This is a genomic window from Streptomyces sp. NPDC001816 (assembly GCF_042892235.1).
In the GTDB taxonomy this organism is placed as follows: Bacteria; Actinomycetota; Actinomycetes; order Streptomycetales; family Streptomycetaceae; genus Streptomyces.
Genome location: NZ_JBIATY010000009.1, coordinates 196,157 through 217,442 on the forward strand (window position 1 = coordinate 196,157; position 21,286 = coordinate 217,442).

General features: G+C 71.1%; 22 protein-coding genes. 20 read left to right on the forward strand and 2 right to left on the reverse strand.

What is annotated here, in order from left to right:
- Positions 1 to 19: 19 nt before the first annotated feature.
- The 3 genes from ACFYZZ_RS29950 to ftsH all read left to right on the forward strand — a co-directional run bounded on the left by ACFYZZ_RS29950 (position 20) and on the right by ftsH (position 6,126).
- Positions 20 to 2,470 carry a [protein-PII] uridylyltransferase gene (locus ACFYZZ_RS29950; protein WP_389182330.1) on the forward strand — a complete coding sequence of 817 codons (2,451 nt, stop codon included), beginning with the start codon at positions 20 to 22 and terminating at the stop codon, positions 2,468 to 2,470.
- 83 nt (positions 2,471 to 2,553) lie between these two features.
- The gene (gene ffh / locus ACFYZZ_RS29955; RefSeq protein ID WP_389182333.1) at positions 2,554 to 4,101 is read left to right on the forward strand and encodes a signal recognition particle protein; all 1,548 of its coding nucleotides are present in this window, start codon (positions 2,554 to 2,556) and stop codon (positions 4,099 to 4,101) included.
- A gap of 90 nt (positions 4,102 to 4,191) precedes the next feature.
- Positions 4,192 to 6,126 (forward strand): ATP-dependent zinc metalloprotease FtsH, encoded by a 1,935-nt coding sequence (ftsH, locus tag ACFYZZ_RS29960; RefSeq protein WP_389182336.1) that lies wholly within the window; start codon positions 4,192 to 4,194, stop codon positions 6,124 to 6,126.
- Here the strand turns inward: ftsH and ACFYZZ_RS29965 are convergent.
- Positions 6,123 to 6,983: a class I SAM-dependent methyltransferase gene (locus tag ACFYZZ_RS29965; protein WP_389182339.1), complete on the reverse strand. Its 861-nt coding sequence runs from the start codon at positions 6,981 to 6,983 to the stop codon at positions 6,123 to 6,125. The two genes, ftsH and ACFYZZ_RS29965, sit on opposite strands and share 4 nt — an antisense overlap.
- A gap of 522 nt (positions 6,984 to 7,505) precedes the next feature.
- Between ACFYZZ_RS29965 and ACFYZZ_RS29970 the strand changes: the two genes are divergently transcribed.
- The 17 genes from ACFYZZ_RS29970 (at position 7,506) to ACFYZZ_RS30050 (ending at position 20,400) form a co-directional block, all read left to right on the forward strand.
- Complete coding sequence (locus tag ACFYZZ_RS29970; protein ID WP_386576485.1) at positions 7,506 to 8,108, forward strand: hypothetical protein; 603 nt, start codon at positions 7,506 to 7,508, stop codon at positions 8,106 to 8,108.
- Between the two features lie 300 nt (positions 8,109 to 8,408).
- A complete protein-coding gene (gene rpsP / locus ACFYZZ_RS29975; protein ID WP_071370664.1) occupies positions 8,409 to 8,828 on the forward strand; it encodes a 30S ribosomal protein S16 in 420 nt (139 codons plus the stop codon).
- Positions 8,829 to 8,833: 5 nt separating this feature from the next.
- Positions 8,834 to 9,073 carry an RNA-binding protein gene (locus ACFYZZ_RS29980; RefSeq protein ID WP_003973401.1) on the forward strand — a complete coding sequence of 80 codons (240 nt, stop codon included), beginning with the start codon at positions 8,834 to 8,836 and terminating at the stop codon, positions 9,071 to 9,073.
- A gap of 82 nt (positions 9,074 to 9,155) precedes the next feature.
- Positions 9,156 to 9,698, forward strand: a complete 543-nt coding sequence (gene rimM / locus ACFYZZ_RS29985; protein WP_389182342.1) for a ribosome maturation factor RimM — start codon at positions 9,156 to 9,158, stop codon at positions 9,696 to 9,698.
- A complete protein-coding gene (gene trmD, locus ACFYZZ_RS29990) occupies positions 9,698 to 10,531 on the forward strand; it encodes a tRNA (guanosine(37)-N1)-methyltransferase TrmD (protein WP_389182345.1) in 834 nt (277 codons plus the stop codon). The genes rimM and trmD overlap by 1 nt, the downstream gene beginning before the upstream one ends.
- 135 nt (positions 10,532 to 10,666) lie before the next feature.
- Complete coding sequence (gene rplS, locus ACFYZZ_RS29995) at positions 10,667 to 11,017, forward strand: 50S ribosomal protein L19 (protein ID WP_055704359.1); 351 nt, start codon at positions 10,667 to 10,669, stop codon at positions 11,015 to 11,017.
- A gap of 45 nt (positions 11,018 to 11,062) precedes the next feature.
- Positions 11,063 to 11,758 carry a signal peptidase I gene (lepB, locus tag ACFYZZ_RS30000; protein ID WP_389182348.1) on the forward strand — a complete coding sequence of 232 codons (696 nt, stop codon included), beginning with the start codon at positions 11,063 to 11,065 and terminating at the stop codon, positions 11,756 to 11,758.
- Positions 11,751 to 12,893 (forward strand): signal peptidase I, encoded by a 1,143-nt coding sequence (lepB, locus tag ACFYZZ_RS30005; RefSeq protein WP_389182351.1) that lies wholly within the window; start codon positions 11,751 to 11,753, stop codon positions 12,891 to 12,893. Before lepB (ACFYZZ_RS30000) ends, lepB (ACFYZZ_RS30005) begins: the two co-directional genes overlap by 8 nt.
- Positions 12,826 to 13,707, forward strand: coding sequence for a signal peptidase I (gene lepB / locus ACFYZZ_RS30010; RefSeq protein WP_389182354.1), 882 nt, complete (start codon positions 12,826 to 12,828; stop codon positions 13,705 to 13,707). Before lepB (ACFYZZ_RS30005) ends, lepB (ACFYZZ_RS30010) begins: the two co-directional genes overlap by 68 nt.
- 65 nt (positions 13,708 to 13,772) lie before the next feature.
- Entirely contained in the window at positions 13,773 to 14,555 is a 783-nt protein-coding gene (gene lepB, locus ACFYZZ_RS30015; RefSeq protein ID WP_389182357.1) for a signal peptidase I, read from the forward strand.
- Positions 14,545 to 15,069, forward strand: a complete 525-nt coding sequence (locus ACFYZZ_RS30020) for an NUDIX hydrolase (protein ID WP_389182360.1) — start codon at positions 14,545 to 14,547, stop codon at positions 15,067 to 15,069. The genes lepB (ACFYZZ_RS30015) and ACFYZZ_RS30020 overlap by 11 nt, the downstream gene beginning before the upstream one ends.
- A gap of 56 nt (positions 15,070 to 15,125) precedes the next feature.
- On the forward strand, positions 15,126 to 15,434 hold the full coding sequence (locus ACFYZZ_RS30025; RefSeq protein ID WP_386576477.1) for a DUF2469 domain-containing protein: 309 nt from the start codon (positions 15,126 to 15,128) through the stop codon (positions 15,432 to 15,434).
- 58 nt (positions 15,435 to 15,492) lie between these two features.
- Positions 15,493 to 15,888, forward strand: a complete 396-nt coding sequence (locus tag ACFYZZ_RS30030; RefSeq protein ID WP_389182363.1) for a YraN family protein — start codon at positions 15,493 to 15,495, stop codon at positions 15,886 to 15,888.
- 1 nt (position 15,889) lies between these two features.
- The gene (locus ACFYZZ_RS30035; protein ID WP_389182366.1) at positions 15,890 to 17,515 is read left to right on the forward strand and encodes a YifB family Mg chelatase-like AAA ATPase; all 1,626 of its coding nucleotides are present in this window, start codon (positions 15,890 to 15,892) and stop codon (positions 17,513 to 17,515) included.
- Positions 17,512 to 18,672, forward strand: a complete 1,161-nt coding sequence (gene dprA, locus ACFYZZ_RS30040; RefSeq protein ID WP_389182369.1) for a DNA-processing protein DprA — start codon at positions 17,512 to 17,514, stop codon at positions 18,670 to 18,672. Before ACFYZZ_RS30035 ends, dprA begins: the two co-directional genes overlap by 4 nt.
- A gap of 263 nt (positions 18,673 to 18,935) precedes the next feature.
- Positions 18,936 to 19,778 (forward strand): RNA polymerase sigma factor WhiG, encoded by an 843-nt coding sequence (gene whiG / locus ACFYZZ_RS30045; RefSeq protein ID WP_145883421.1) that lies wholly within the window; start codon positions 18,936 to 18,938, stop codon positions 19,776 to 19,778.
- 64 nt (positions 19,779 to 19,842) lie between these two features.
- A complete protein-coding gene (locus ACFYZZ_RS30050; protein ID WP_389182691.1) occupies positions 19,843 to 20,400 on the forward strand; it encodes a TetR/AcrR family transcriptional regulator in 558 nt (185 codons plus the stop codon).
- Between the two features lie 159 nt (positions 20,401 to 20,559).
- Here ACFYZZ_RS30050 and ACFYZZ_RS30055 read toward each other — a convergent pair whose 3' ends face one another.
- Complete coding sequence (locus ACFYZZ_RS30055) at positions 20,560 to 21,123, reverse strand: murein hydrolase activator EnvC family protein (protein ID WP_389182372.1); 564 nt, start codon at positions 21,121 to 21,123, stop codon at positions 20,560 to 20,562.
- Positions 21,124 to 21,286: the final 163 nt, after the last annotated feature.

The window sequence follows — 21,286 nt, forward strand, 5'->3', positions numbered from 1 at the left end:
GAAGGACAGGAGTCGCTGGGTGACGGGTACGGATGTGCGGAACGAAGCGGATGACTCGGGACCCAGCGGCTACGCGGCGGCCCGGCTGCGCCTCCTCACCGAGGGGGCGCGGTCCGGGCCGCCGCGCCGTGCCGCCCTCGCCGAACTGACCGACGACTGGCTCGCCGGACTCTTCGCGGCTGCGGCCGACGGCGTGAAGGGCGTTTCGCTCGTCGGCGTCGGCGGCTACGGCCGCGGTGAGCTGTCCCCGCGCAGCGATCTCGACCTCCTGCTGCTGCACGACGGGAGCGACCCCGGCGCGATCGCCGCCCTGGCCGACCGCCTCTGGTACCCCGTCTGGGACCTGGGCCTCGCCCTCGACCACTCCGTGCGCACCCCCGCGGAGGCCCGCAAGACGGCTGGAGAGGATTTGAAAGTCCAACTCGGCCTCCTGGACGCCCGTCACCTCACCGGTGACCTCGGCCTCACCGCCGCACTGCGCACGGCCGTCCTCGCCGACTGGCGCAACCAGGCACCCAAGCGCCTCCCCGAACTCCAGGAACTCTGCGCCGACCGCGCCGAACGCCAGGGCGAGCTGCAGTACCTCCTGGAGCCCGACCTCAAGGAGGCCCGCGGCGGTCTCCGGGACGCCACCGCCCTGCGCGCCGTGGCCGCCTCCTGGCTGGCCGACGCCCCGCGCGAGGGCCTCGCCGACGCACGCCGGCGCCTGCTCGACGTCCGGGACGCCCTGCACCTGGCCACCGGCCGGGCCACCGACCGGCTCGCACTGCAGGAACAGGACCAGGTCGCGACCGAGCTGGGCCTGCTGGACGCCGACACCCTGTTGCGGCAGGTCTATGAATCGGCGCGCGTGATCTCGTACGCCAGCGACGTCACCTGGCGCGAGGTGGGGCGCGTGCTGCGCTCGCGCGCCGTCCGCCCGCGCCTGCGCGCCATGCTGGGCGGCGGCAAGCCGGTCGCCGAGCGCTCCCCGCTGGCCGAGGGGGTGGTGGAGCAGGACGGCGAGGTGGTGCTCGCCCGGACCGCACGCCCCGAGCGCGACCCCGTGCTCCCCCTGCGGGCCGCGGCCGCCGCGGCGCAGGCCGGACTCCCGCTCTCCCTGCACGCCGTACGGCGCATGGCCGCCACTGTGCGCCCCCTGCCCACGCCCTGGCCCGCCGAGGCCCGCGAACAGCTGGTGACCCTGCTCGGCTCCGGCCGCCCGACCGTCGACGTCTGGGAGGCCCTGGAGGCGGAGGGCCTGATCAGCCAACTCCTGCCGGACTGGGAGCGGGTCCGCTGCCGCCCGCAGCGCAACGCCGTCCACATCTGGACCGTGGACCGGCACCTGATCGAGACGGCGGTCCGCGCCTCCGAGCTGACCCGCCGGGTCAGCCGCCCCGACCTGCTTCTCGTCTCCGCCCTGCTGCACGACATCGGCAAGGGCTGGCCCGGCGACCACTCCGTGGCCGGCGAGATCATCGCCAAGGACGTGGCCGCCCGGATCGGCTTCGACCGCGCGGACGTGGCGGTGCTGTCCACGCTCGTACGGCACCACCTCCTGCTCATCGAAACGGCCACCCGGCGCGACCTGGAGGACCCCGCGACCGTCCGCTCGGTCGCCGAGGCCGTCGGCACCCAGAGCACGCTGGAACTCCTGCACGCCCTCACCGAGGCGGACGCCCTGGCCACCGGCCCGGCAGCCTGGTCGTCCTGGCGCGGCTCCCTCGTCACGGACCTCGTACGGCGTGTCTCCGCCGTCCTCGCCGGGAACGCCCCCGAGGAACCCGAGCCCGCCGCGCCCACGGCCGAGCAGGAACGCCTCGCCATCGAGGCCTTCCGCACCGGCAGCCCGGTCCTAGCCCTGCGCGCGCAGAAGGAGCCGGTGCCCGACGAGGAGGCCTCCGGCGCGCCCGAGCCGCTCGGCGTCGAGCTGCTCATCGCCGTACCGGACCAGCCCGCCGTGCTGCCCGCGGTCGCCGGGGTCCTCGCCGTGCACCGCCTGACCGTCCGCACGGCCGAGCTGAGCGCCCTGAGCCTGCCCGACGACGTCGACGAAGGCTCGGTCCTGCTGCTGAACTGGCGGGTCGCGGCCGAGTACGGCTCCCTGCCGCAGGCCACCCGGCTGCGCGCCGACCTCGTCCGCGCCCTCGACGGCTCCCTCGACATCGCGGGCCGCCTCGCCGAGCGGGACGCGGCCTACCCGCGCCGCCGCGGCTGGGTGGCCCCGCCGCCCCGTGTGACGGTGGCCCCGGCGGCCTCCCGCCACGCCACGGTGATCGAGGTGCGGACCCAGGACGCCCCCGGACTGCTGCACCGGATCGGGATGGCCCTGGAGAAGGCCGGGGTGCGGGTGCGCAGCATGCACGTCAGCACCCTGGGCGCCAACGCCGTCGACGCGTTCTATGTCACCACCGGAGCGGGCGCACCCCTGCCGGGACCGGACGCGAACTCGCTGGCCCGGGTCCTTGAGGAGACCCTGAGGGGATGACCCTTCCCCGATGAGTTCATCGCCGGGATACCCTGGAGGGCGATTCCCAGCAGCCATCACCGACCCCGAGGACCGCGAGCGCCGTGTTCGACACTCTCTCCGATCGCCTGTCAGCGACTTTCAAGAACCTGCGCGGCAAGGGACGGCTCTCCGAGGCGGACATCGACGCCACCGCGCGCGAGATCCGGATCGCGCTCCTCGAAGCGGACGTGGCCCTGCCTGTCGTGCGCACGTTCATCAAGAACGTCAAGGAGCGCGCGCTCGGCGCCGAGGTCTCCAAGGCGCTGAACCCGGCCCAGCAGGTTCTGAAGATCGTCAACGACGAACTCGTCACCATCCTCGGTGGCGAGACCCGGCGTCTGCGCTTCGCCAAGCAGCCCCCGACCGTGATCATGCTCGCTGGTCTGCAGGGTGCCGGTAAGACCACCCTCGCGGGCAAGCTCGGCAAGTGGCTCAAGGAGCAGGGCCACTCGCCGCTGCTCGTCGCCGCCGACCTCCAGCGCCCCAACGCCGTCAACCAGCTGAGCGTCGTCGCCGAGCGCGCCGGTGTCGCCGTCTACGCCCCGGAGCCGGGCAACGGCTTCGGCGACCCGGTCAAAGTCGCCAAGGACTCCATCGAGCACGCGCGGACCAAGGTCCACGACATCGTGATCGTGGACACCGCCGGCCGTCTCGGTATCGACCAGGAGATGATGCAGCAGGCCGCGGACATCCGCGACGCCGTCTCTCCGGACGAGATCCTGTTCGTCGTCGACGCGATGATCGGTCAGGACGCCGTCAACACCGCCGAGGCCTTCCGCGACGGCGTCGGCTTCGACGGCGTGGTGCTCTCCAAGCTCGACGGTGACGCCCGCGGTGGTGCCGCCCTGTCGATCCGCCAGGTCACCGGCAAGCCGATCATGTTCGCGTCGAACGGCGAAAAGCTCGAGGACTTCGACGCGTTCCACCCGGACCGCATGGCCTCCCGCATCCTCGACCTGGGTGACCTGCTCACCCTGATCGAGCAGGCGGAGAAGACGTTCAGCCAGGAAGAGGCCGCCAAGATGGCCTCCAAGCTGGCGTCGAAGAAGGGCCAGGACTTCACCCTGGACGACTTCCTGGCCCAGATGGAGCAGGTCAGGAAGATGGGCTCCATCTCCAAGCTGCTCGGCATGCTCCCGGGCATGGGCCAGATCAAGGACCAGATCAACAACCTGGACGAGCGGGACGTCGACCGCACGGCCGCGATCATCAAGTCGATGACCCCGGGCGAGCGCCAGGACCCGACGATCATCAACGGCTCGCGCCGCGCCCGTATCGCCAAGGGTTCCGGTGTCGAGGTCAGCGCGGTGAAGGGACTCGTGGAGCGGTTCTTCGAAGCCCGCAAGATGATGTCCCGCATGGCCCAGGGCGGCGGCATGCCCGGCATGCCGGGGATCCCGGGCATGGGCGGCGGCGCCGGCCGGCAGAAGAAGCAGCCGAAGCAGGCCAAGGGCAAGCAGCGCTCCGGCAACCCGATGAAGCGCAAGCAGCAGGAGCTGGAGGCGGCCCAGCGCCGCGAGGCCGCCGCCCAGGGCGGCGCCTTCGGGCTGCCGCAGCAGGGCGGTCAGGACTTCGAGCTCCCGGACGAGTTCAAGAAGTTCATGGGCTGAGTCCCGCTCGTACGCCACTGGGGGCGCCTCTCCGTCAGGGGGGCGCCCCCAGCGCGTGCCTGGGACCGTGATGTGCCGTAACGTCCAGATATGAGCGATGCGGCGCCCCCGCGCAAGGCTCCTGACCAGCCGTGGCGCGCCGAGGGCACACCGGATGAGTCGCCCCGGCGGACCGGCGGACGCAGGGGCGGCAAATGGTGGGGACTGCTCGTCACCGCGGTGATCGTCTTCCTGCTGGCCTATGTCGGGCTGAACTACCTCGGCCAGGGCAACGAGCCGACTATCTCGTACACGGAATTCAGCAAGCAGGTCGGCGACGGCAACGTCGCCAAGCTCTACTCCAAGGGCGATGCCATCCAGGGGCAGCTCAAGACCGCCCAGAGCAATCCGGACGGTGGCGGCAAGTACACCAAGTTCAAGACGCAGCGACCGGCCTTCGCGGACGACAAGCTGTGGCAGAACCTGAGCAGCCACGGCGTCACGGTGACGGCGCGGCCCGTCGTGCAGGAGCGCAGCCTCCTGTCCAACCTGCTGATCTCCTTGATCCCGATCGTCATCGTGGTCGCGGTGTGGATCTTCTTCGCGCGGCGGTTCGGTGCGGGTCTGGGCGGTGCGGGCGGCATGTTCGGGCGCAAGGCGCCGCCCAAGCCGGTCGAGCTGAGGCCGGGCACCGGGCGCACGACGTTCGCCGACGTGGCCGGGATCGACGAGGTCAAGGGTGAGCTGGACGACGTCGTCGACTTTCTGAAGCACCCCGACACCTACCGCAGGATGGGCGCGAAGATGCCCCGGGGCGTGCTGCTCGCGGGTTCGCCCGGCACGGGCAAGACCCTGCTGGCGCGAGCGGTCGCGGGCGAGGCCGGAGTGCCGTTCTTCTCCGCCTCGGCGTCCGAGTTCATCGAGATGATCGTCGGTGTCGGCGCGTCCCGGGTCCGCGAGCTGTTCGCCGAGGCCCGCAAGGTGGCACCGTCGATCATCTTCATCGATGAGATCGACACCATCGGACGGGTGCGCGGCGCGGGCGCCTCGGTCAGCGGCCACGACGAGCGTGAGCAGACGCTGAACCAGATCCTCACGGAGATGGACGGCTTCTCGGGTTCGGAGGGCGTGATCGTCATCGCGGCGACGAACCGCGCGGACATCCTGGACCCGGCGCTGACCCGGCCCGGCCGCTTCGACCGGGTGGTCAACGTGGCCCCGCCGGACCGTAACGGCCGCCAGGCGATCCTGCGGATCCACACCCGGGACATCCCGCTCGGATCCGACGTGGACCTGCCTCAGATGGCGCGTGTCACCCCGGGCATGACCGGGGCGGATCTGGCCAACCTCGCCAACGAGGCCGCTCTGCTCGCGGTCAAGCGCAAGCAGGAGCAGGTGACCCAGGCCGACCTGTCAGAGGCCCTGGAGAAGGTCCAGCTGGGCGCGGAGCGCACTCTCGTGATGCCCGAGGAGGACCGCCGCCGCACCGCCTACCACGAGAGCGGCCACGCTCTGCTCGGCATGCTGCAGCCCGGCGCCGACCCGGTCCGCAAGATCACCATCGTTCCGCGCGGCCGGGCGCTCGGGGTGACGATGTCCACGCCCGAGGTGGAGCGCTACGCGCACTCGGAGGAGTACCTGCGCGGTCGGATCATCGGCGCCCTGGGCGGCATGGCGGCCGAAGAGGTCGTCTACGGAGTCGTCACCACGGGCGCGGAGAACGACCTCGAGCAGGTCACCAACATCGCGCGCGGGATGGTGGCCCGCTGGGGCATGAGCGAGCGCGTCGGCCGTCTGTCCGCCCTCCCGAGCGATGCCCAGCAGGCGTACGGGCTGTCGGCCGCACCGCAGACCCTCGACGTGATCGACGCCGAGATGCGCCGGATCGTCGACGAGTGCTACGAGGAGGCGTGCCGCAAACTCCGTGACCACCGCGGCCAGCTGGACGCCCTGGCGCAGGCGCTGCTGGAGAACGAGACGCTGGAGGAGGCGGACGCCTACCGGATCGCCGGGATCACCCGCCTCAGCAAGGACTCGGAGGCTTAGCGCACGCGGGCGATCAGGTAACGGAAGACGTTCGGCATCCACACGGTGCCGTCCGGGCGCCGGTACGGATGCAGCGCCTCCGTCAGCTCCTTGTCCACCTGCTTGCGGTCGGTTGCCGCGACCGCCGCGTCGAACAGGCCCGTCGACAGCAGACCGCGTACGGCGCTGTCGGGGTCGGCGTACCCGAACGGGCAGGCCACCCGCCCCGAGCCGTCCGGTTTCAGACCGGCCCGCTGGGCGACCTCCTCCAGGTCGTCGCGCAGGGCGGGGCGCCAGCTGCGCGCGCTGCGCAGGGGATCGGCCAGCTTCGTCGCCACCCGCAGCACCGAGGACGTCGCGCAGCGCTCCGGCGGGCCCCAGCCGGCCAGCACCACGGCCGCACCGTGCCCGGCCAGCGGCAGCGCGGCCGCCAGCAGCTCGCCGAGCCCCTCGGAGTCGCCCGCCAGACAGCCGATCGGCTCGAAGACGGTCACCAGGGTGTAGGCGGGCGTCTCCGTGTCGGCCGCGTCCTTCGGGGCACCCTCGACGACTCTCGTGCGGGTACGCGCGCGCGTACCGCGCGGATCGTCCGGCAGCAGGCGCTCGCGCGCGAGGGCGAGCCGCTCGGGGGAGGTGTCGACACCGGTGACCGCGGCCCCTCTGGAGGCCGCCATCAGCAGGGCGAGTCCGGAACCGCAGCGCAGGCCCAGCAGCCGCGTCGCAGGGCCCACTTCAAGTCGCTCGTAGACGGTCTCGTAGAGCGGCACCAGCATCCGCTCCTGGATCTCGGACCAGTCACGCGCGCGTGCGCACAGGTTCACCCGGGGCGGTACGGAGCCCGGGTGAGACAGGTGTTCCCGCACGAGCGTAGGTGTCATAGGTAAGCGCCCCATTCCGCCGACAGTTCGCCGCAGTGCCCGATTGCGTGGCCCCCGTGCCGTGCGCTCGCACTATCCACGTATGCCAGGTAACTCCCGGCTCGCGGTGCCGTCCAGGGGTCGTGTGGCCCGGCTTGGGGGCCCGTGCCGAGTGTGGCGAGATTTCACATCCACGCAATCTGGGTGACCGTACGGTGTCCACCTGCCCGGGGCGGGCCGGTGGCCGGGGGCGGGTACGGACCCGGTAACGTCACGGGCGTCGCGGACGCTGACTGAGGTGACGGCCTCGTGCGAGAGCGACCGAAACACGTCTTGCGCATCCGCCGCCCACGGTCGTGCCGCCGCTACACGGCTGTTCGTACGTCAGAGTACGCACCGGCTTGGTATGAGCTGGGCGGCTTATCCGCAGATCAGCGCACCCGCCCTCGTCAGGACGCATCAGTGCCAACTGACGGGTACGTGCAAATTATTTGGGATGGCCCGGAATAGGAACACAGCGGCACCCCCGCTCGTTGTCATTACGTGAGCACGACACAGACAACACCTGTTCTCGCCGCAGAGCTGGCGCAGGCGTGGGCCGACATTCAGCGGTACCACCCCGAGCTGCCGGACCTTGCCGCGCCAGAGTCCCTGATCGGGGAGTCGTCGTCCGCGTGCGGTCACGAACTCTCCTTCGAGCGACTGCTCCATGAGGCAGTCCACGGCATCGCCGCCGCCCGCGGCGTGCGCGACACCTCCCGGGCCGGCCGCTACCACAACCGCAGATTCCTCGCGATCGCCGAGGAGCTGGGCCTGGACCACCCCGAGGAACCGCACCCCAGCAGCGGCTTCTCCCTGGTCACGCTCAACCCCGAGGCCAAGCGTCGCTACCGCCCGACCATCGAGCGGCTCCAGCGCGCACTGAAGGCCCACACGGTGGCCACCTCCGCCGACACCTCCCGCACCTTCCGCGGCCCGGCAGCCCGGCACGGCTCCTCGGGCGGCGGCGTTCGCGTGAAGGCCGTCTGCGACTGCGGGCGCAACGTCCGGGTGGTCCCGTCGGTCCTGGCCCAGGCTCCCATCGTGTGCGGCGGCTGCGGCAAGCCGTTCCGCATCCCGGAGGTCGTGGGGGCGGCGGCGAGCTGAGACTGCGACTGCTCGTGGCAGCCGCATTCCACTCGCGCACGGCAACTTCACAGCACCGGGCGGCGCACCCGACGTGATCTCACCTCCACGCCGGGTGCCGCTGACCCGTGCCCAGCCGCACCCCGATCACCCCCGGCCGGAAGCGACCCGCGGGGTATGGCACAATGGCTAGCTGTACTCGACAGCCGCACAGGACCCCTCTCTCCTCCGGCTGACGCGTCCATCGGGCATTCGGGTACCGCAACCCCACGCGGCAGCTCGCCGTGCCCAACCACGTCAAATCCAGGAGAATCCACTCCCGTGGCAGTCAAGATCAAGCTGAAGCGTCTGGGCAAGATCCGTTCGCCTCACTACCGCATCGTCGTCGCCGACTCCCGCACCCGCCGTGACGGCCGTGCGATCGAGGAGATCGGCAAGTACCACCCGACCTACAACCCGTCGGTCATCGAGGTGGACGCCGACCGCGTGGCGTACTGGCTGGGTGTCGGCGCGCAGCCGACCGAGCCCGTCCTCGCCATCCTGAAGAAGACCGGCGACTGGCAGAAGTTCAAGGGCGAGCCCGCCCCGGCTCCGCTGCTCGTTGCCGCTCCGAAGGCCGCGCGTCCGTCGTTCGAGGCTCTCGGCGGTGACGACGAGGGCAAGGGTGAGGCGATCACCCAGAAGAAGAAGGCTGAGAAGAAGGACGAGGCGGCCGCCGAGTCCGAGTCGACCGAGGCCTGAGCAGCATGCTCGAAGAGGCGCTTGAGCACCTCGTGAAGGGCATCGTCGACAACCCTGACGATGTGCAGGTCGCCTCGCGCAACCTGCGCCGCGGGCGCGTGCTGGAGGTCCGGGTCCACCCCGACGACCTCGGCAAGGTGATCGGCCGCAACGGTCGTACCGCGCGCGCTCTGCGTACCGTCGTGGGCGCCATCGGCGGCCGCGGTGTCCGCGTCGACCTCGTCGACGTGGACCACGTCCGCTGACGCTTCATCGCAACCGGCTCGGGCCGGGGAGGGCCACTGGGCCGTCCCCGGCCCGCAGTCGTATGACAGGAGATCTGTACACGTGCAGCTGGTAGTCGCGCGGATCGGCCGCGCCCACGGCATCAAGGGCGAGGTCACCGTCGAGGTACGTACCGACGAGCCGGAGCTCCGGCTCGCCCCGGGCGCCGTTCTGGCCACCGACCCGGCCTCCACCGGGCCTCTCACCATCGCCACCGGCCGTGTCCACAGCGGCCGCCTGCTCCTGCGCTTCGAAGGCGTCAGCGACCGCAACGCCGCCGAGGCCCTGCGCAACACCCTGCTGATCGCCGAGATCGACCCCGAGGAACTCCCCGAGGACGAGGACGAGTACTACGACCACCAGCTCATCGACCTCGACGTGGTCACCGAGGACGGCACGGAGGTCGGCCGGATCACCGAGATCTCGCACCTGCCCTCCCAGGACCTCTTCATCGTGGAGCGCCCCGACGGCAGCGAGGTGATGATCCCCTTCGTGGAGGAGATCGTCACCGAGATCGACCTGGAGGAGCAGAAGGCGGTCATCACGCCTCCGCCGGGCCTGATCGACGACCGCGCGGTGATCGACTCGACCCGGGACGAGTCCTGATGCGCCTCGACGTCGTCACGATCTTCCCCGAGTACCTGGAGCCGCTGAACGTCTCCCTGGTCGGCAAGGCACGCGCGCGCGGACAGCTGAACGTGCACGTGCACGACCTGAGGTCCTGGACGTACGACCGGCACAACACCGTCGATGACACCCCGTACGGCGGCGGCCCCGGCATGGTCATGAAGACCGACCCCTGGGGCGACGCCCTGGACACGGTCCTCGCCGACGGCTACGAGACCGGCGCAGCGGCTCCCGCGTTGATCGTGCCCACCCCGAGCGGTCGCCCCTTCACGCAGGAACTCGCGGTCGAACTCTCCGAGCGCCCCTGGCTGATCTTCACCCCGGCCCGCTACGAGGGCATCGACCGGCGCGTCATGGACGAGTACGCCACCCGGATGCCCGTCTACGAGGTCTCCATCGGCGACTACGTGCTCGCCGGCGGCGAGGCGGCCGTCCTGGTCGTCACGGAGGCCGTGGCCCGGCTGCTGCCCGGCGTCCTCGGCAACGCCGAGTCCCACCGGGACGACTCCTTCGCGCCCGGCGCGATGGCCAACCTCCTGGAAGGCCCCGTCTACACCAAGCCGCCCGTCTGGCGCGGCCGGGACATCCCGGAGGTGCTGCTCAGCGGCCACCACGGCAAGATCGCCCGCTGGCGCCGCGACGAGGCCCTGAAACGCACGACGGCCAACCGGCCCGACCTGATCGAGCGCTGCGACCCCAAGGCCTTCGACAAGAAGGACCGCGAGATGCTCTCCATCCTGGGCTGGGAACCCGACCGGGACGGGAAGCCGTACGGCCGATTTTGGCGTCGGGCCGAGGGCGTGGAAGAATAGACCGCTGCTGTGCGTCCGTCCGGCGTGCGCCCCTGCCACAGGGGGACACGACGCCCGTTCCGACCCGCACACGGCTTCATGCAAACACCTAGCTCCCGTTGATGACCTGTGGCATCAGCGAAGAAAGCAGACGAAATGTCTCACCTGCTCGACTCCGTCGACGCCGCGTCGCTGCGCAGCGACATCCCGGCCTTCCGCCCGGGTGACACCGTCAACGTCCACGTCCGCGTCATCGAGGGCAACCGCTCCCGTGTGCAGCAGTTCAAGGGCGTTGTGATCCGTCGCCAGGGCTCCGGTGTCCGCGAGACCTTCACGGTCCGCAAGGTCTCGTTCTCCGTCGGCGTCGAGCGCACCTTCCCGGTGCACACCCCGATCGTCGAGAAGATCGAGCTGGTCACCCGTGGTGACGTGCGCCGCGCCAAGCTGTACTACCTCCGTGACCTGCGCGGCAAGGCCGCGAAGATCAAGGAGAAGCGCGAGAGCTGAGCGCTCGCCGGGGTTCATGGGAAGGCCGGATAACATCTGGCTCCGATGGACACCGAAGCACAGCCGACGGAACGCGACCGCTCCTCCCACCCCGGTACTCCGGGGCCGGAGGGCCGGTCGCGTTTCGCGTTGGTGTCGCGGCTCGCCGAGTGGCTGCCGGGCGGCAGGATCACCCTCACCCTCTTCGCCTGCCTGGCATTTTTGCTGCTCCTCAACGCTTTCGTGGCGCAACCGTTCCAGATTCCGAGCGGATCCATGGAGCAGGGATTGAGGATCGGCGACCGCGTTCTCGTAAATAAGTTGGCGTACCGTTTCGGTGCCGAGCCACGCCGCGGTGACGTGGTTGTCTTCGACGGGACCGGGTATTTCGGGGACGCCGACTACATCAAGCGCGTTGTAGGGGTGGGGGGAGACCATGTGGTCTGCTGCGACAAGGAGGGGAGGCTCGAGGTGAACGGCCGGCCGGTCGACGAGACGGCGTTCCTCTATCCCGGGGACACCCCGTCCTCCGTCCCCTTCGACGTCGTCGTGCCCGCGGGCCGCCTGTTCGTCCTCGGGGACCACCGCAGCGACTCCAGCGACTCCCGCGACCACCTCGGCTCGCCCGGCGGCGGCATGATCCCCGTCGGCGACGTCATCGGCCGGGCCGACTGGATCGCCTGGCCGTACGCGCACTGGACGCACCTGACACGGCCGTCCGCGTACGCGCGCGTGCCCGCCGCGGACGGTGCGCATGGGTAACCGCGGAAAACCGCGCGGGGTGCCCAGCACCCCCGCCGACAACCTGCTGCCCACCGGCTCCCGGCGCACCTCCGCGCCCGGCGGTGGCCGCACGCGCGCGGAGCGGCGCAAGCTCCAGCGCAAGGTGAAGCGCAAGCGCAGGCGGTCGACTGTTCGGGAGATCCCCCTTCTGGTCGGTGTCGCCGTCCTCATAGCGCTGGTCCTGAAGACCTTCCTCGTCCAGGCGTTCGTGATCCCGTCAGGCTCCATGGAGCAGACGATCCGGATCGGCGACCGCGTCCTGGTCGACAAGTTCACCCCGTGGTTCGGTTCCAAGCCGCAGCGCGGGGACGTCGTCGTCTTCCACGACCCGGGCGGCTGGCTCCGCGACGAGCAGACCATCAAGAAGAACGACCCCGTGGTCGTCAAGCAGTTCAAGGAGGGCCTCACCTTCATCGGCCTGCTGCCCTCCGACAACGAGAAGGACCTGATCAAACGGGTCATCGGGGTCGGCGGTGACCACGTCAAGTGCTGTGACGCGCAGGGCCGGGTCACCGTCAACGGCGTTCCGCTGACCGAAGGGGACTACCTGTACCCGGGCAACTCGCCCTCCTCCACGCCCTTCGACATCACCGTGCCCAAGGGGCGTCTGTGGGTGATGGGCGACCACCGGGACAACTCCGCGGACTCCCGCGCCCACCAGAACACCCCGTACGGCGGCACGGTCTCCGAGGACTCCGTGGTCGGCCGTGCCATGGTCATCGGCTGGCCCGTCGGGCACTGGACCAGCCTCGATGAACCTAAAACCTTCGCAAGCGTTTCCAACTCCGTGTCGGGGTCGTCCGCGGCCCCTCCGCTGTCGCATAGGGTTGCCTCCGACGATCCGAACGCATTGACCCAACTCCCGACCCCTGCGGAACTCCCGCTCGTTATGGGAGTGGTGGGCCTGCACCGTGGATGGCGCAGGCGGCGGCACAGAGTAAGGAGTTGGCGTGGGGGATGTGGCGGTTGGCGCACGGTCGGGACACGACGGCGAGGAGCACCGCGGTCACCCCGTGGACGGGAACGTCCCGGCTCCGGACGGGTCCGTGACCTCCGGATTCTCGGTGGCCGACGACGGCACGCCCGAGGACCGGCAGCCTCAGACCGGGAGTGACGGAACGGACGAGGCCGCACGCCCGCCGAAGAAGCCGCGCTCCTTCTGGAAGGAGCTGCCGATCCTGATCGGCATCGCGCTGGTCCTGGCGCTGCTGATCAAGACGTTCCTGGTGCAGGCGTTCTCGATCCCGTCCGACTCGATGCAGAACACCCTCCAGCAGGGTGACCGCGTCCTGGTCGACAAGCTCACCCCGTGGTTCGGCTCCGAGCCCGAGCGCGGCGAGGTCGTCGTCTTCCACGACCCGGACAACTGGCTGGCGGGCGAGCCGGCGCCCAACCCGAACGCGGTGCAGAAGGTGCTCAGCTGGATCGGCCTGATGCCGTCCGCGGAGGAGAAGGACCTGATCAAGCGCGTGGTCGGGGTCGGTGGCGACACCATCCAGTGCAAGGGCACCGGCCCGCTGACGGTCAACGGCAAGGCGCTGAACGAGCCGTACGTCTACCCCGGCAACACGCCGTGCAGCCAGGACGACCAGGGCGGCCAGTTCAAGGTGACGGTCCCCAAGGGCTACATCTGGGTGATGGGCGACCACCGCCAGAACTCCCGTGACTCCCGCTACAACCAGTCCGACAAGAACCACGGCATGGTCCCGGTCGACAAGGTCGTCGGCCGCGCCATCGTCAAGGCCTGGCCGATCAACCGCTGGGGCACCCTGCCGGTCCCGGACACCTTCGACCAGGGCCTGGACCAGAAGTCCTCCGCCTCGGCGTCGCTGTCGGCGGTGCCCGGGGGTGTCGCGGTGGCCGCGGTCCTGCCGGTGGCGGTGTGGCGGCGCCGGCGGGCGGACCGCCCGGAGTCCAAGAAGCGGTAAGCAGTGGCCCACGCCGCGAAAGAGGGGCTGCCCCTGCTCGGTACTGCCGGGTAGGGTGCGGGTCCATGGGTGGCGAGAGCACGACGCGTACGGCCCCGCGCAGCGCGGGCGCAGGCACGGCACAGGCCGGCGGCAGCCGGATCGGGAACCGGCTGTCCGGGGTGGCCATGGCGCTGGGCCTGGTGCTGTTCCTGGCGGGCTTCGGCTGGGCGGCGCTGGTCTACCGGCCGTACACCGTGCCCACCAGCTCGATGAGCCCGACGATCGCCATCGGCGACCGGGTGCTGGCCCAGCGCGTCGACGGTGACGAGGTCCGGCGCGGCGACGTGGTCGTCTTCCGCGACAAGAGCTGGGTCACCAACGCCAACGTGGTCAAGCGGGTCGTCGCGGTCGGCGGCGACACCGTCGCCTGCTGCACGAACGGCAAGCTCACCGTCAACGGCAAGCAGGTCGATGAGCCCTACCTGCCCGCCGGCAGCCTGGCCGAGACCCAGAACATCCCGACCGTGACCGTCCCCAAGGGCCGGCTCTTCCTCCTCGGCGACGAACGCCAGGGCTCCCTGGACTCCACCGCCCACCTCACCGACGCCGCCAAGGGCACCGTGTCCCGAAACGCCGTCGTCGCCCGTGTCGACTCCGTCGTCTGGCCCATGAAGGGCCTGCTCAAGCGCCCCACCGGCTTCGAGACGCTGGGCACCCTCTCCCAGCCGGGCCCGGTCCGGACCATCGAATTCATGATCGTCGCCGGGGCCGTCCTGGTGCTCGGCGGCGGTGCCTACGGCCCGATCGCCAAGCGGCTGGGCCGCTCCCGCAGCCGCACCGGCGCGGAGCCCGCCAGTGCCCGCTGAGACCACGCGGACGGGCGAGGACACCTACGAGGGCGGTCTGCGCAAGGTCGCCCGAGTGGTGCTGCTCGACCCCCAGGACCGCATCCTCCTGCTGCACGGCCATGAGCCGGAGGACCCGGCCGACGACTGGTGGTTCACCCCCGGCGGCGGCCTGGAGGGCACCGAGACGCGCGAGGAGGCGGCGCTCAGGGAACTCGTCGAGGAGACCGGCATCACCGACGTCGAACTCGGTCCCGTGCTGTGGCGCCGGCAGTGCTCCTTCCCGTTCGCGGGCCGCCGCTGGGACCAGGACGAGTGGTACTACCTGGCCCGTACGACCCAGACGGAGACCGAAGCCCAGGGTCTGACGGATCTTGAGCGGCGCAGCGTCGCCGGAGCGCGCTGGTGGACGTGTCAGGAACTGACCCGGGCCCATGAGACGGTGTATCCGACCAGACTCGCCGAGCTGCTGCGCACGCTGCTCGACGAAGGTCCCCCGGCCAGGCCCGTGATCCTTGACACGGAAATCGTCTGAAGGCTCGTCGGACTGGCGCACAATGGTGGGATCGCACGGCTGAAGGGGAACATGCCATGAGCGCCGAGGACCTCGAGAAGTACGAGACCGAGATGGAGCTGAAGCTCTACCGGGAGTACAAGGACGTCGTCGGTCTGTTCAAATACGTGATCGAGACCGAGCGGCGCTTCTACCTCACCAACGACTACGAGATGCAGGTGCACTCGGTCCAGGGTGAGGTGTTCTTCGAGGTGTCGATGGCGGACGCCTGGGTCTGGGACATGTATCGGCCGGCCCGTTTCGTGAAGCAGGTCCGCGTCCTCACGTTCAAGGACGTGAACATCGAGGAGCTGAACAAGAGCGACCTGGAGCTCCCGAGCGGGTGACGGAGTTTTCCACAACCACCGAGTAGTCCACCAAGATCCACTTCTCCGGGCGGGATGCGTGACGGTTGGCGCCGGAGGTGGTGCCGACATGAGCAAGGCACGCAGTGGACTCGGCAGGTACGGCGAGGATCTGGCCGCGCGGCGGCTGGCCGCGGCCGGGATGACGATCCTGGAGCGCAACTGGCGCTGCGGACGGTCCGGCGAGATCGACATCGTGGCCCGGGACGGGAGCACGCTGGTCGTCTGCGAGGTGAAGACGCGCCGGAGCGGCACATTCCAGCACCCGATGGCCGCCGTCACGGCCGAGAAGGCCGAGCGGCTGCTGACCCTGGCCGAACGCTGGATCCAGACCCACGGAGGAGCCCCGCCCGGAGGCGTCCGCATCGACCTGATCGGCGTCCTCCTGCCCCGCCGGGGCGCCCCGTCCGTGGAGCACGCGCGGGGGGTGGCCTGAGATGGGATTCGCCCGTACGTGCTCCGTGGCCCTGGTCGGCGTCGAGGGCGTGGTCGTCGAGGTCCAGGCCGACCTGGAACCAGGAGTGGCCGCCTTCACCCTGGTGGGCCTCCCGGACAAGAGCCTGACGGAGAGCAGGGACCGGGTTCGGGCGGCGGTGGTGAACTCGGGCGGCGAGTGGCCGCAGAAGAAGCTCACCGTCGGACTCAGCCCGGCGTCCGTGCCCAAGGCCGGCTCCGGATTCGACCTGGCCGTCGCCTGCGCGGTGCTCGGCGCCGCCGAGCGCATCGACCCCCGGGTCCTCGCCGACATCGTCATGATCGGAGAACTCGGACTCGACGGCCGGGTGCGGCCGGTGCGAGGCATTCTGCCCGCGGTCCTCGCGGCCGCCGACGCGGGCTACGAACAGGTGGTCGTACCGGAGTGCGCCGCCGCCGAGGCCTCGCTCGTGCCCGGCGTGTCCGTGCTCGGCATCCGAAGCCTTCGGCAGCTGATCGCCGTGCTGGCCGACGAGCCCGTGCCCGAGGAACAGCCGGACGACCGGGGACGCCCCGACCCCCTGCTGGCCGGCCTCCGGGTACCGGGCGCGGGCGCCGCCACCGGAATGCACACCGTCGGTGCCGCACAGCACGAACAGGACCATGACCTGGCCGATGTCGTGGGCCAGACCTCGGCGCGCACGGCCGTGGAGGTGTGCGCCGCCGGAGGGCACCATCTGTTCCTGGAGGGCCCGCCGGGCGCGGGCAAGACCATGCTCGCCGAGCGCCTGCCCGCCGTGCTTCCCCGGCTCACCCGGGAGGAGTCGCTGGAGGTCACCGCGGTCCACTCGGTCGCCGGGCTGCTGCCTCCGGGCAAGCCGCTCATCGACGTCGCCCCGTACTGCGCCCCGCACCACTCGGCCACGATGCAGTCACTCGTCGGCGGCGGCCCGGGCATCGCACGGCCCGGCGCGGTCTCCCTCGCCCACCGGGGCGTGCTGTTCCTCGACGAGGCACCCGAGTTCCACAGCCAGACGCTGGACGCGCTGCGCCAGCCCCTGGAGTCCGGACACGTGGTGATCGCGCGCAGCGCGGGTGTGGTCCGGTTCCCGGCGAGGTTCCTGATGGTCCTGGCGGCCAACCCCTGCCCCTGCGGACGCTTCTCGCAGCGGGACTCCCTGTGCGACTGCCCGCCGTCGGCGATCCGCCGCTACCAGGCCCGGCTGTCCGGCCCGCTGCTGGACCGGGTCGACCTGCGGGTCGAGGTCGACCCGGTCACCCGCGCCCAGCTCACCGAACCAGGCGCCCGCGGCGAGTCCAGCGCGACCGTCGCCGACCGGGTCAGGGCGGCCCGGGAGCGGGCGGCCGTCCGGCTCGCCGGAACCCCTTGGCGCAGCAACAGCGAGGTGCCCGGAAGGGAGCTGCGCAGCCGCTTCCATGCCGCCGCCGGCGCGATGGACGAGGCCGAACGCAATCTTGAGCGGGGCGTGCTCACCGCCCGCGGGATCGACCGGGTGCTGCGCGTCGCCTGGACGGTCGCCGACCTCGTCGGCCACGACCGCCCGGACGCCACCGACGTCTGCCTCGCCCTGCAACTGCGCACCGGAGTGCCGCGGGGCGTGCCCATGGCCCTCGGCGCCCTGACATGACCGCAGGACCCGACCCGGACGGGGAGCTGCTCGACCGGGTCTTTCTCGCTCGGGTCATCGAGCCCGGGGACGAAGTCGGTGGGCGGTGGTTGCGGGAGTTCGGGGTGGCGGAGGTGGTGCGGCGGTTGCGGGACGTCGGGGAGCCGTTGCCGGGGGTGAGCGGGACCCGGTGGGGCGGGCTGCTCGGGCGGGCCCGGCGGGCCGAGCCGGAGCGGGATCTCCAGGTGGCGCGGGCCGCCGGGGTGCGATTCGTCTGTCCGGGGGACGCGGAGTGGCCGGGGCAGCTCGACGACCTCGGGGACGGGCGGCCCACGGGGCTGTGGGTGCGGGGGCGGGCCAGTCTGCGGATGTGGGCGCTCAGGTCCGTGGCCGTCGTGGGAGCACGCGCCTGCACCGAGTACGGCGCCCATGCCGCGGCCACCCTCGCCTCGGGCCTGGCCGAGCGGGGCTGGGTCGTCGTGTCGGGCGGTGCGTACGGGATCGACGGCGCCGCCCACCGCGGCACCCTCGCCGCCGGCGGAGCCACCGTCGCCGTCCTGGCCTGCGGCGTCGACCGGCCCTACCCGCGCGGCCACACCGCCCTGATCAACAGGATCGCGGAACAGGGGCTGGTAGTGGGGGAGTTGCCGCCGGGTGATCACCCGACTCCGAGCCGGTTCATCCTGCGGAACAGAGTGATCGCGGCGCTCACCAGGGGCACCGTCGTCGTGGAGGCCGCCTGCCGCAGCGGTTCGCTGGTCACGGCCCGGGCCGCGGCCCGCCTCGGGAGGTACACCATGGGGGTGCCCGGGCCCGTCACCAGCGGACTCTCCGCCGGCGTGCACGAACTGCTGCGCGGCGAGGCCGTCCTGGTCACCGACGCGGCGGACGTCGTCGAACTCGTGGGCGACATCGGCGAGCTGGCTCCGCCCCGGCAAGGACCCGTACTCCCGCGTGACCTGCTGGAACCGGCCGCCCGGGCCGTCCTCGCAGCCCTGCCCGGAAGCCGCGCGGCCCCCGTCGGGGAGATCGCGTGCGGCGCGCGCACCACGCCGGACGACGCGATCGCGAGGCTGTACGAACTCCGAGCACTTGGATACGTCGAACGACACGGCGACGGCTGGAAGTTGACACGCCAGGCGATGATCTCGGCCCGGAGGTGTCACGGTCCGTGCTGACCGAGCGGGTTCGGCCGTCCGGGGGAATCCCCTACGCCCTTGGGATTTCCCGGAGTTGACCCCTTCGCCCGGTCACGCAGAGCGAGCTGCGGAGCGCGGTGGTGCGGACGACGGAAGAGGCCCGCGCAGGAGTGGACCCTTCCTGTTCGCACACCGCGACTCCCCAGTCACGCTACGCTCACGAAAGCCCGGGCGCAGACCGCGCCAACTCGACATCAGACAGACAGCTCACCCAGGTACGGCAGAACGGCACAAGGCGACGAATGCCCCAGCACACCTCCGGGTCCGACCGGACGGCGATCCCCGCAGCCGCCCGCGACGGTGGCAGCGTGCGACCGCCCGCTCCCTCGACGCTCGACGAGCTGTGGCGGTCGTACAAGGAGACGGGGGACGACCGGCTGCGCGAGCAGCTGATCCTGCACTACTCGCCGCTGGTCAAGTATGTGGCGGGCCGGGTGAGCGTCGGCCTGCCGCCCAACGTGGAGCAGGCCGACTTCGTCTCCTCCGGGGTGTTCGGGCTGATCGACGCGATCGAGAAGTTCGACATCGACCGGGAGATCAAGTTCGAGACGTACGCGATCACCCGGATCCGGGGCGCGATGATCGACGAACTGCGGGCGCTGGACTGGATCCCCCGGTCCGTCCGGCAGAAGGCGCGCAACGTCGAGCGGGCCTACGCCACCCTGGAGGCGCGGCTGCGGCGGACACCGACGGAAGGGGAGGTCGCCACCGAGCTGGGCATGGAGGTCGACGAACTCCATGCGGTGTTCAGCCAGTTGTCGCTGGCCAACGTGGTCGCCCTGGAGGAGCTGCTGCATGTCGGCGGCGAGGGCGGGGACCGGCTCAGCCTCATGGACACGCTGGAGGACACCGCCGCCGACAATCCGGTGGAGGTGGCCGAGGACCGGGAGCTGCGGCGGTTCCTGGCGCGGGCGATCAACACGCTGCCCGAGCGGGAGAAGACCGTCGTCACGCTCTACTACTACGAGGGGCTCACCCTCGCCGAGATCGGCAATGTGCTCGGGGTCACCGAGAGCCGGGTCAGCCAGATCCACACCAAGTCGGTGCTGCAGCTGCGGGCCAAGCTGGCGAGCTTCGGGCGCTGAGTCCTCCCTTCCGGGGTGGGGTGTCCGTAAAGTGGTTGACGTGCCAAGGATTCGAGCGGCCTCCGTGGCCGAGCACCGGTCGATGCAGCGAGCCGCCCTGTTGGACGCGGCCCGGTCCCTGCTGTCCGAGGGCGGGACGGAGGCGCTGACCTTCCCGGCCCTCGCCGAGCGAACGGGGCTGGCGCGGTCGTCCGTGTACGAGTACTTCCGCTCGCGGGCCGCCGTGGTCGAGGAGCTGTGCGAGGTCGACTTCCCCGTGTGGGCGGCGGACGTCGCGGCGGCGATGGAGCGGGCGTCGTCGGCCGAGGACAAGGTCGAGGCGTACGTGCGGCAGCAGCTGGCGCTGGTCGGGGACCGGCGGCACCGGGCTGTGGTGGCGATCTCGGCGAGTGAGCTGGATGCGGGGGCGCGGGAGAAGATCCGGGCCGCGCACGGCGGTCTGGTCGCGATGGTCGTCGAGGCGTTGGGGGAGATGGGGCACGAGCAGCCTCGGCTGGCGGCAATGCTGCTGCAGGGGGTCGTGGACGCGGCCGTGCGGCGGATCGAGCTCGGCGCCGCCGAGGATCCCTCCGTGGTGACGGATGCTGCGGTGGCCATGGCGTTGCGTGGTGTGAAGGGCTGAGGCGGCTGTCGCCGGCCGGGGGTGGGGTCGCTTGCCCGCGCGTGCGCGGTGCCTCCCCCACTCTCGGCTCCGCTCGAGCGGGGCCCCCGCCCACCCTCCTCCAAGCTCTCGGCTTCGCTGGAGCAGAGGGCCGGCTCCCAGCGGCACGACTGTCCCCAGCTACGCAGGCACTCCCAGCACCGGTAGCAGTCTCGACGGCCCCCTGTGCAGGAGCCAGGGCGGCAGCAAGGACAACGGGTCCAGGTACGTGTCGTCTCTCAGCAAGCCCCAGTGCACGCACGTACCCGAGCAGTGCGACCCCGTCGCCTCCACCGTGCCCACCACCTCGGCCGCCCCCACCGTGTCCCCCTTTCGCACCGAGGGGCTGACCGGCTCGTACGTCGTGCGCAGGTTCGTGCCCGTCAATTGGACGGACACCACGCCACGCCCGGCCACGCGGCCCGCGAAGGTCACCCGGCCGGGCGCCACCGCCCGTACCGGGGCACCGGGGGACGCGGCCAGGTCCACGCCCCGGTGGCCGGGGCCGTAGACCGTCGCCGGGGGCTGCCAGCCCCGTAGCACCAAGGGGCGGACGCCCACCGGCCAGGCGCGGGCGATGGCCGGAACCCGTTCCTCCCGGGCAGGTGGGGGCAGGGCGGCCCAGGCCGGGGGAGCCGGCGCCGTCGCCGTCGAGGCCAGCAGCAATCCCACCCACACGCCCACGCATCGCATCACTCGTCGCATGCGAAGACCCTCCCGCACCCCCGCCGATCATGGCCGGGATCTGTGGACTACTCCCCGGTTGTGGAGAGCGGCGTCACCCGGTGCCCCCACGGTCCCGTACACTTCTTCTGGCGATCCGGGTCACCGGGTCGACTTCGCACGCCCCGACACCTGGTGATCACAA

What these genes read in the sequence shown, in the direction of transcription:
- ACFYZZ_RS30025 (WP_386576477.1), top strand. Translation starts at nt 15,126, where the DNA reads ATGAGCGCCGAGGACCTCGAGAAGTACGAGACCGAGATGGAGCTGAAG.
- dprA (WP_389182369.1), top strand. Translation starts at nt 17,512, where the DNA reads ATGACCGCAGGACCCGACCCGGACGGGGAGCTGCTCGACCGGGTCTTT.
- whiG (WP_145883421.1), top strand. Translation starts at nt 18,936, where the DNA reads ATGCCCCAGCACACCTCCGGGTCCGACCGGACGGCGATCCCCGCAGCC.
- ACFYZZ_RS30055 (WP_389182372.1), bottom strand. Translation starts at nt 21,123, where the DNA reads ATGCGACGAGTGATGCGATGCGTGGGCGTGTGGGTGGGATTGCTGCTG.
- ACFYZZ_RS29980 (WP_003973401.1), top strand. Translation starts at nt 8,834, where the DNA reads ATGCTCGAAGAGGCGCTTGAGCACCTCGTGAAGGGCATCGTCGACAAC.
- rplS (WP_055704359.1), top strand. Translation starts at nt 10,667, where the DNA reads ATGTCTCACCTGCTCGACTCCGTCGACGCCGCGTCGCTGCGCAGCGAC.
- lepB (WP_389182348.1), top strand. Translation starts at nt 11,063, where the DNA reads ATGGACACCGAAGCACAGCCGACGGAACGCGACCGCTCCTCCCACCCC.
- ftsH (WP_389182336.1), top strand. Translation starts at nt 4,192, where the DNA reads ATGAGCGATGCGGCGCCCCCGCGCAAGGCTCCTGACCAGCCGTGGCGC.
- ACFYZZ_RS30035 (WP_389182366.1), top strand. Translation starts at nt 15,890, where the DNA reads ATGGGATTCGCCCGTACGTGCTCCGTGGCCCTGGTCGGCGTCGAGGGC.
- ACFYZZ_RS29965 (WP_389182339.1), bottom strand. Translation starts at nt 6,983, where the DNA reads ATGACACCTACGCTCGTGCGGGAACACCTGTCTCACCCGGGCTCCGTA.
- trmD (WP_389182345.1), top strand. Translation starts at nt 9,698, where the DNA reads ATGCGCCTCGACGTCGTCACGATCTTCCCCGAGTACCTGGAGCCGCTG.
- lepB (WP_389182351.1), top strand. Translation starts at nt 11,751, where the DNA reads ATGGGTAACCGCGGAAAACCGCGCGGGGTGCCCAGCACCCCCGCCGAC.
- lepB (WP_389182357.1), top strand. Translation starts at nt 13,773, where the DNA reads ATGGGTGGCGAGAGCACGACGCGTACGGCCCCGCGCAGCGCGGGCGCA.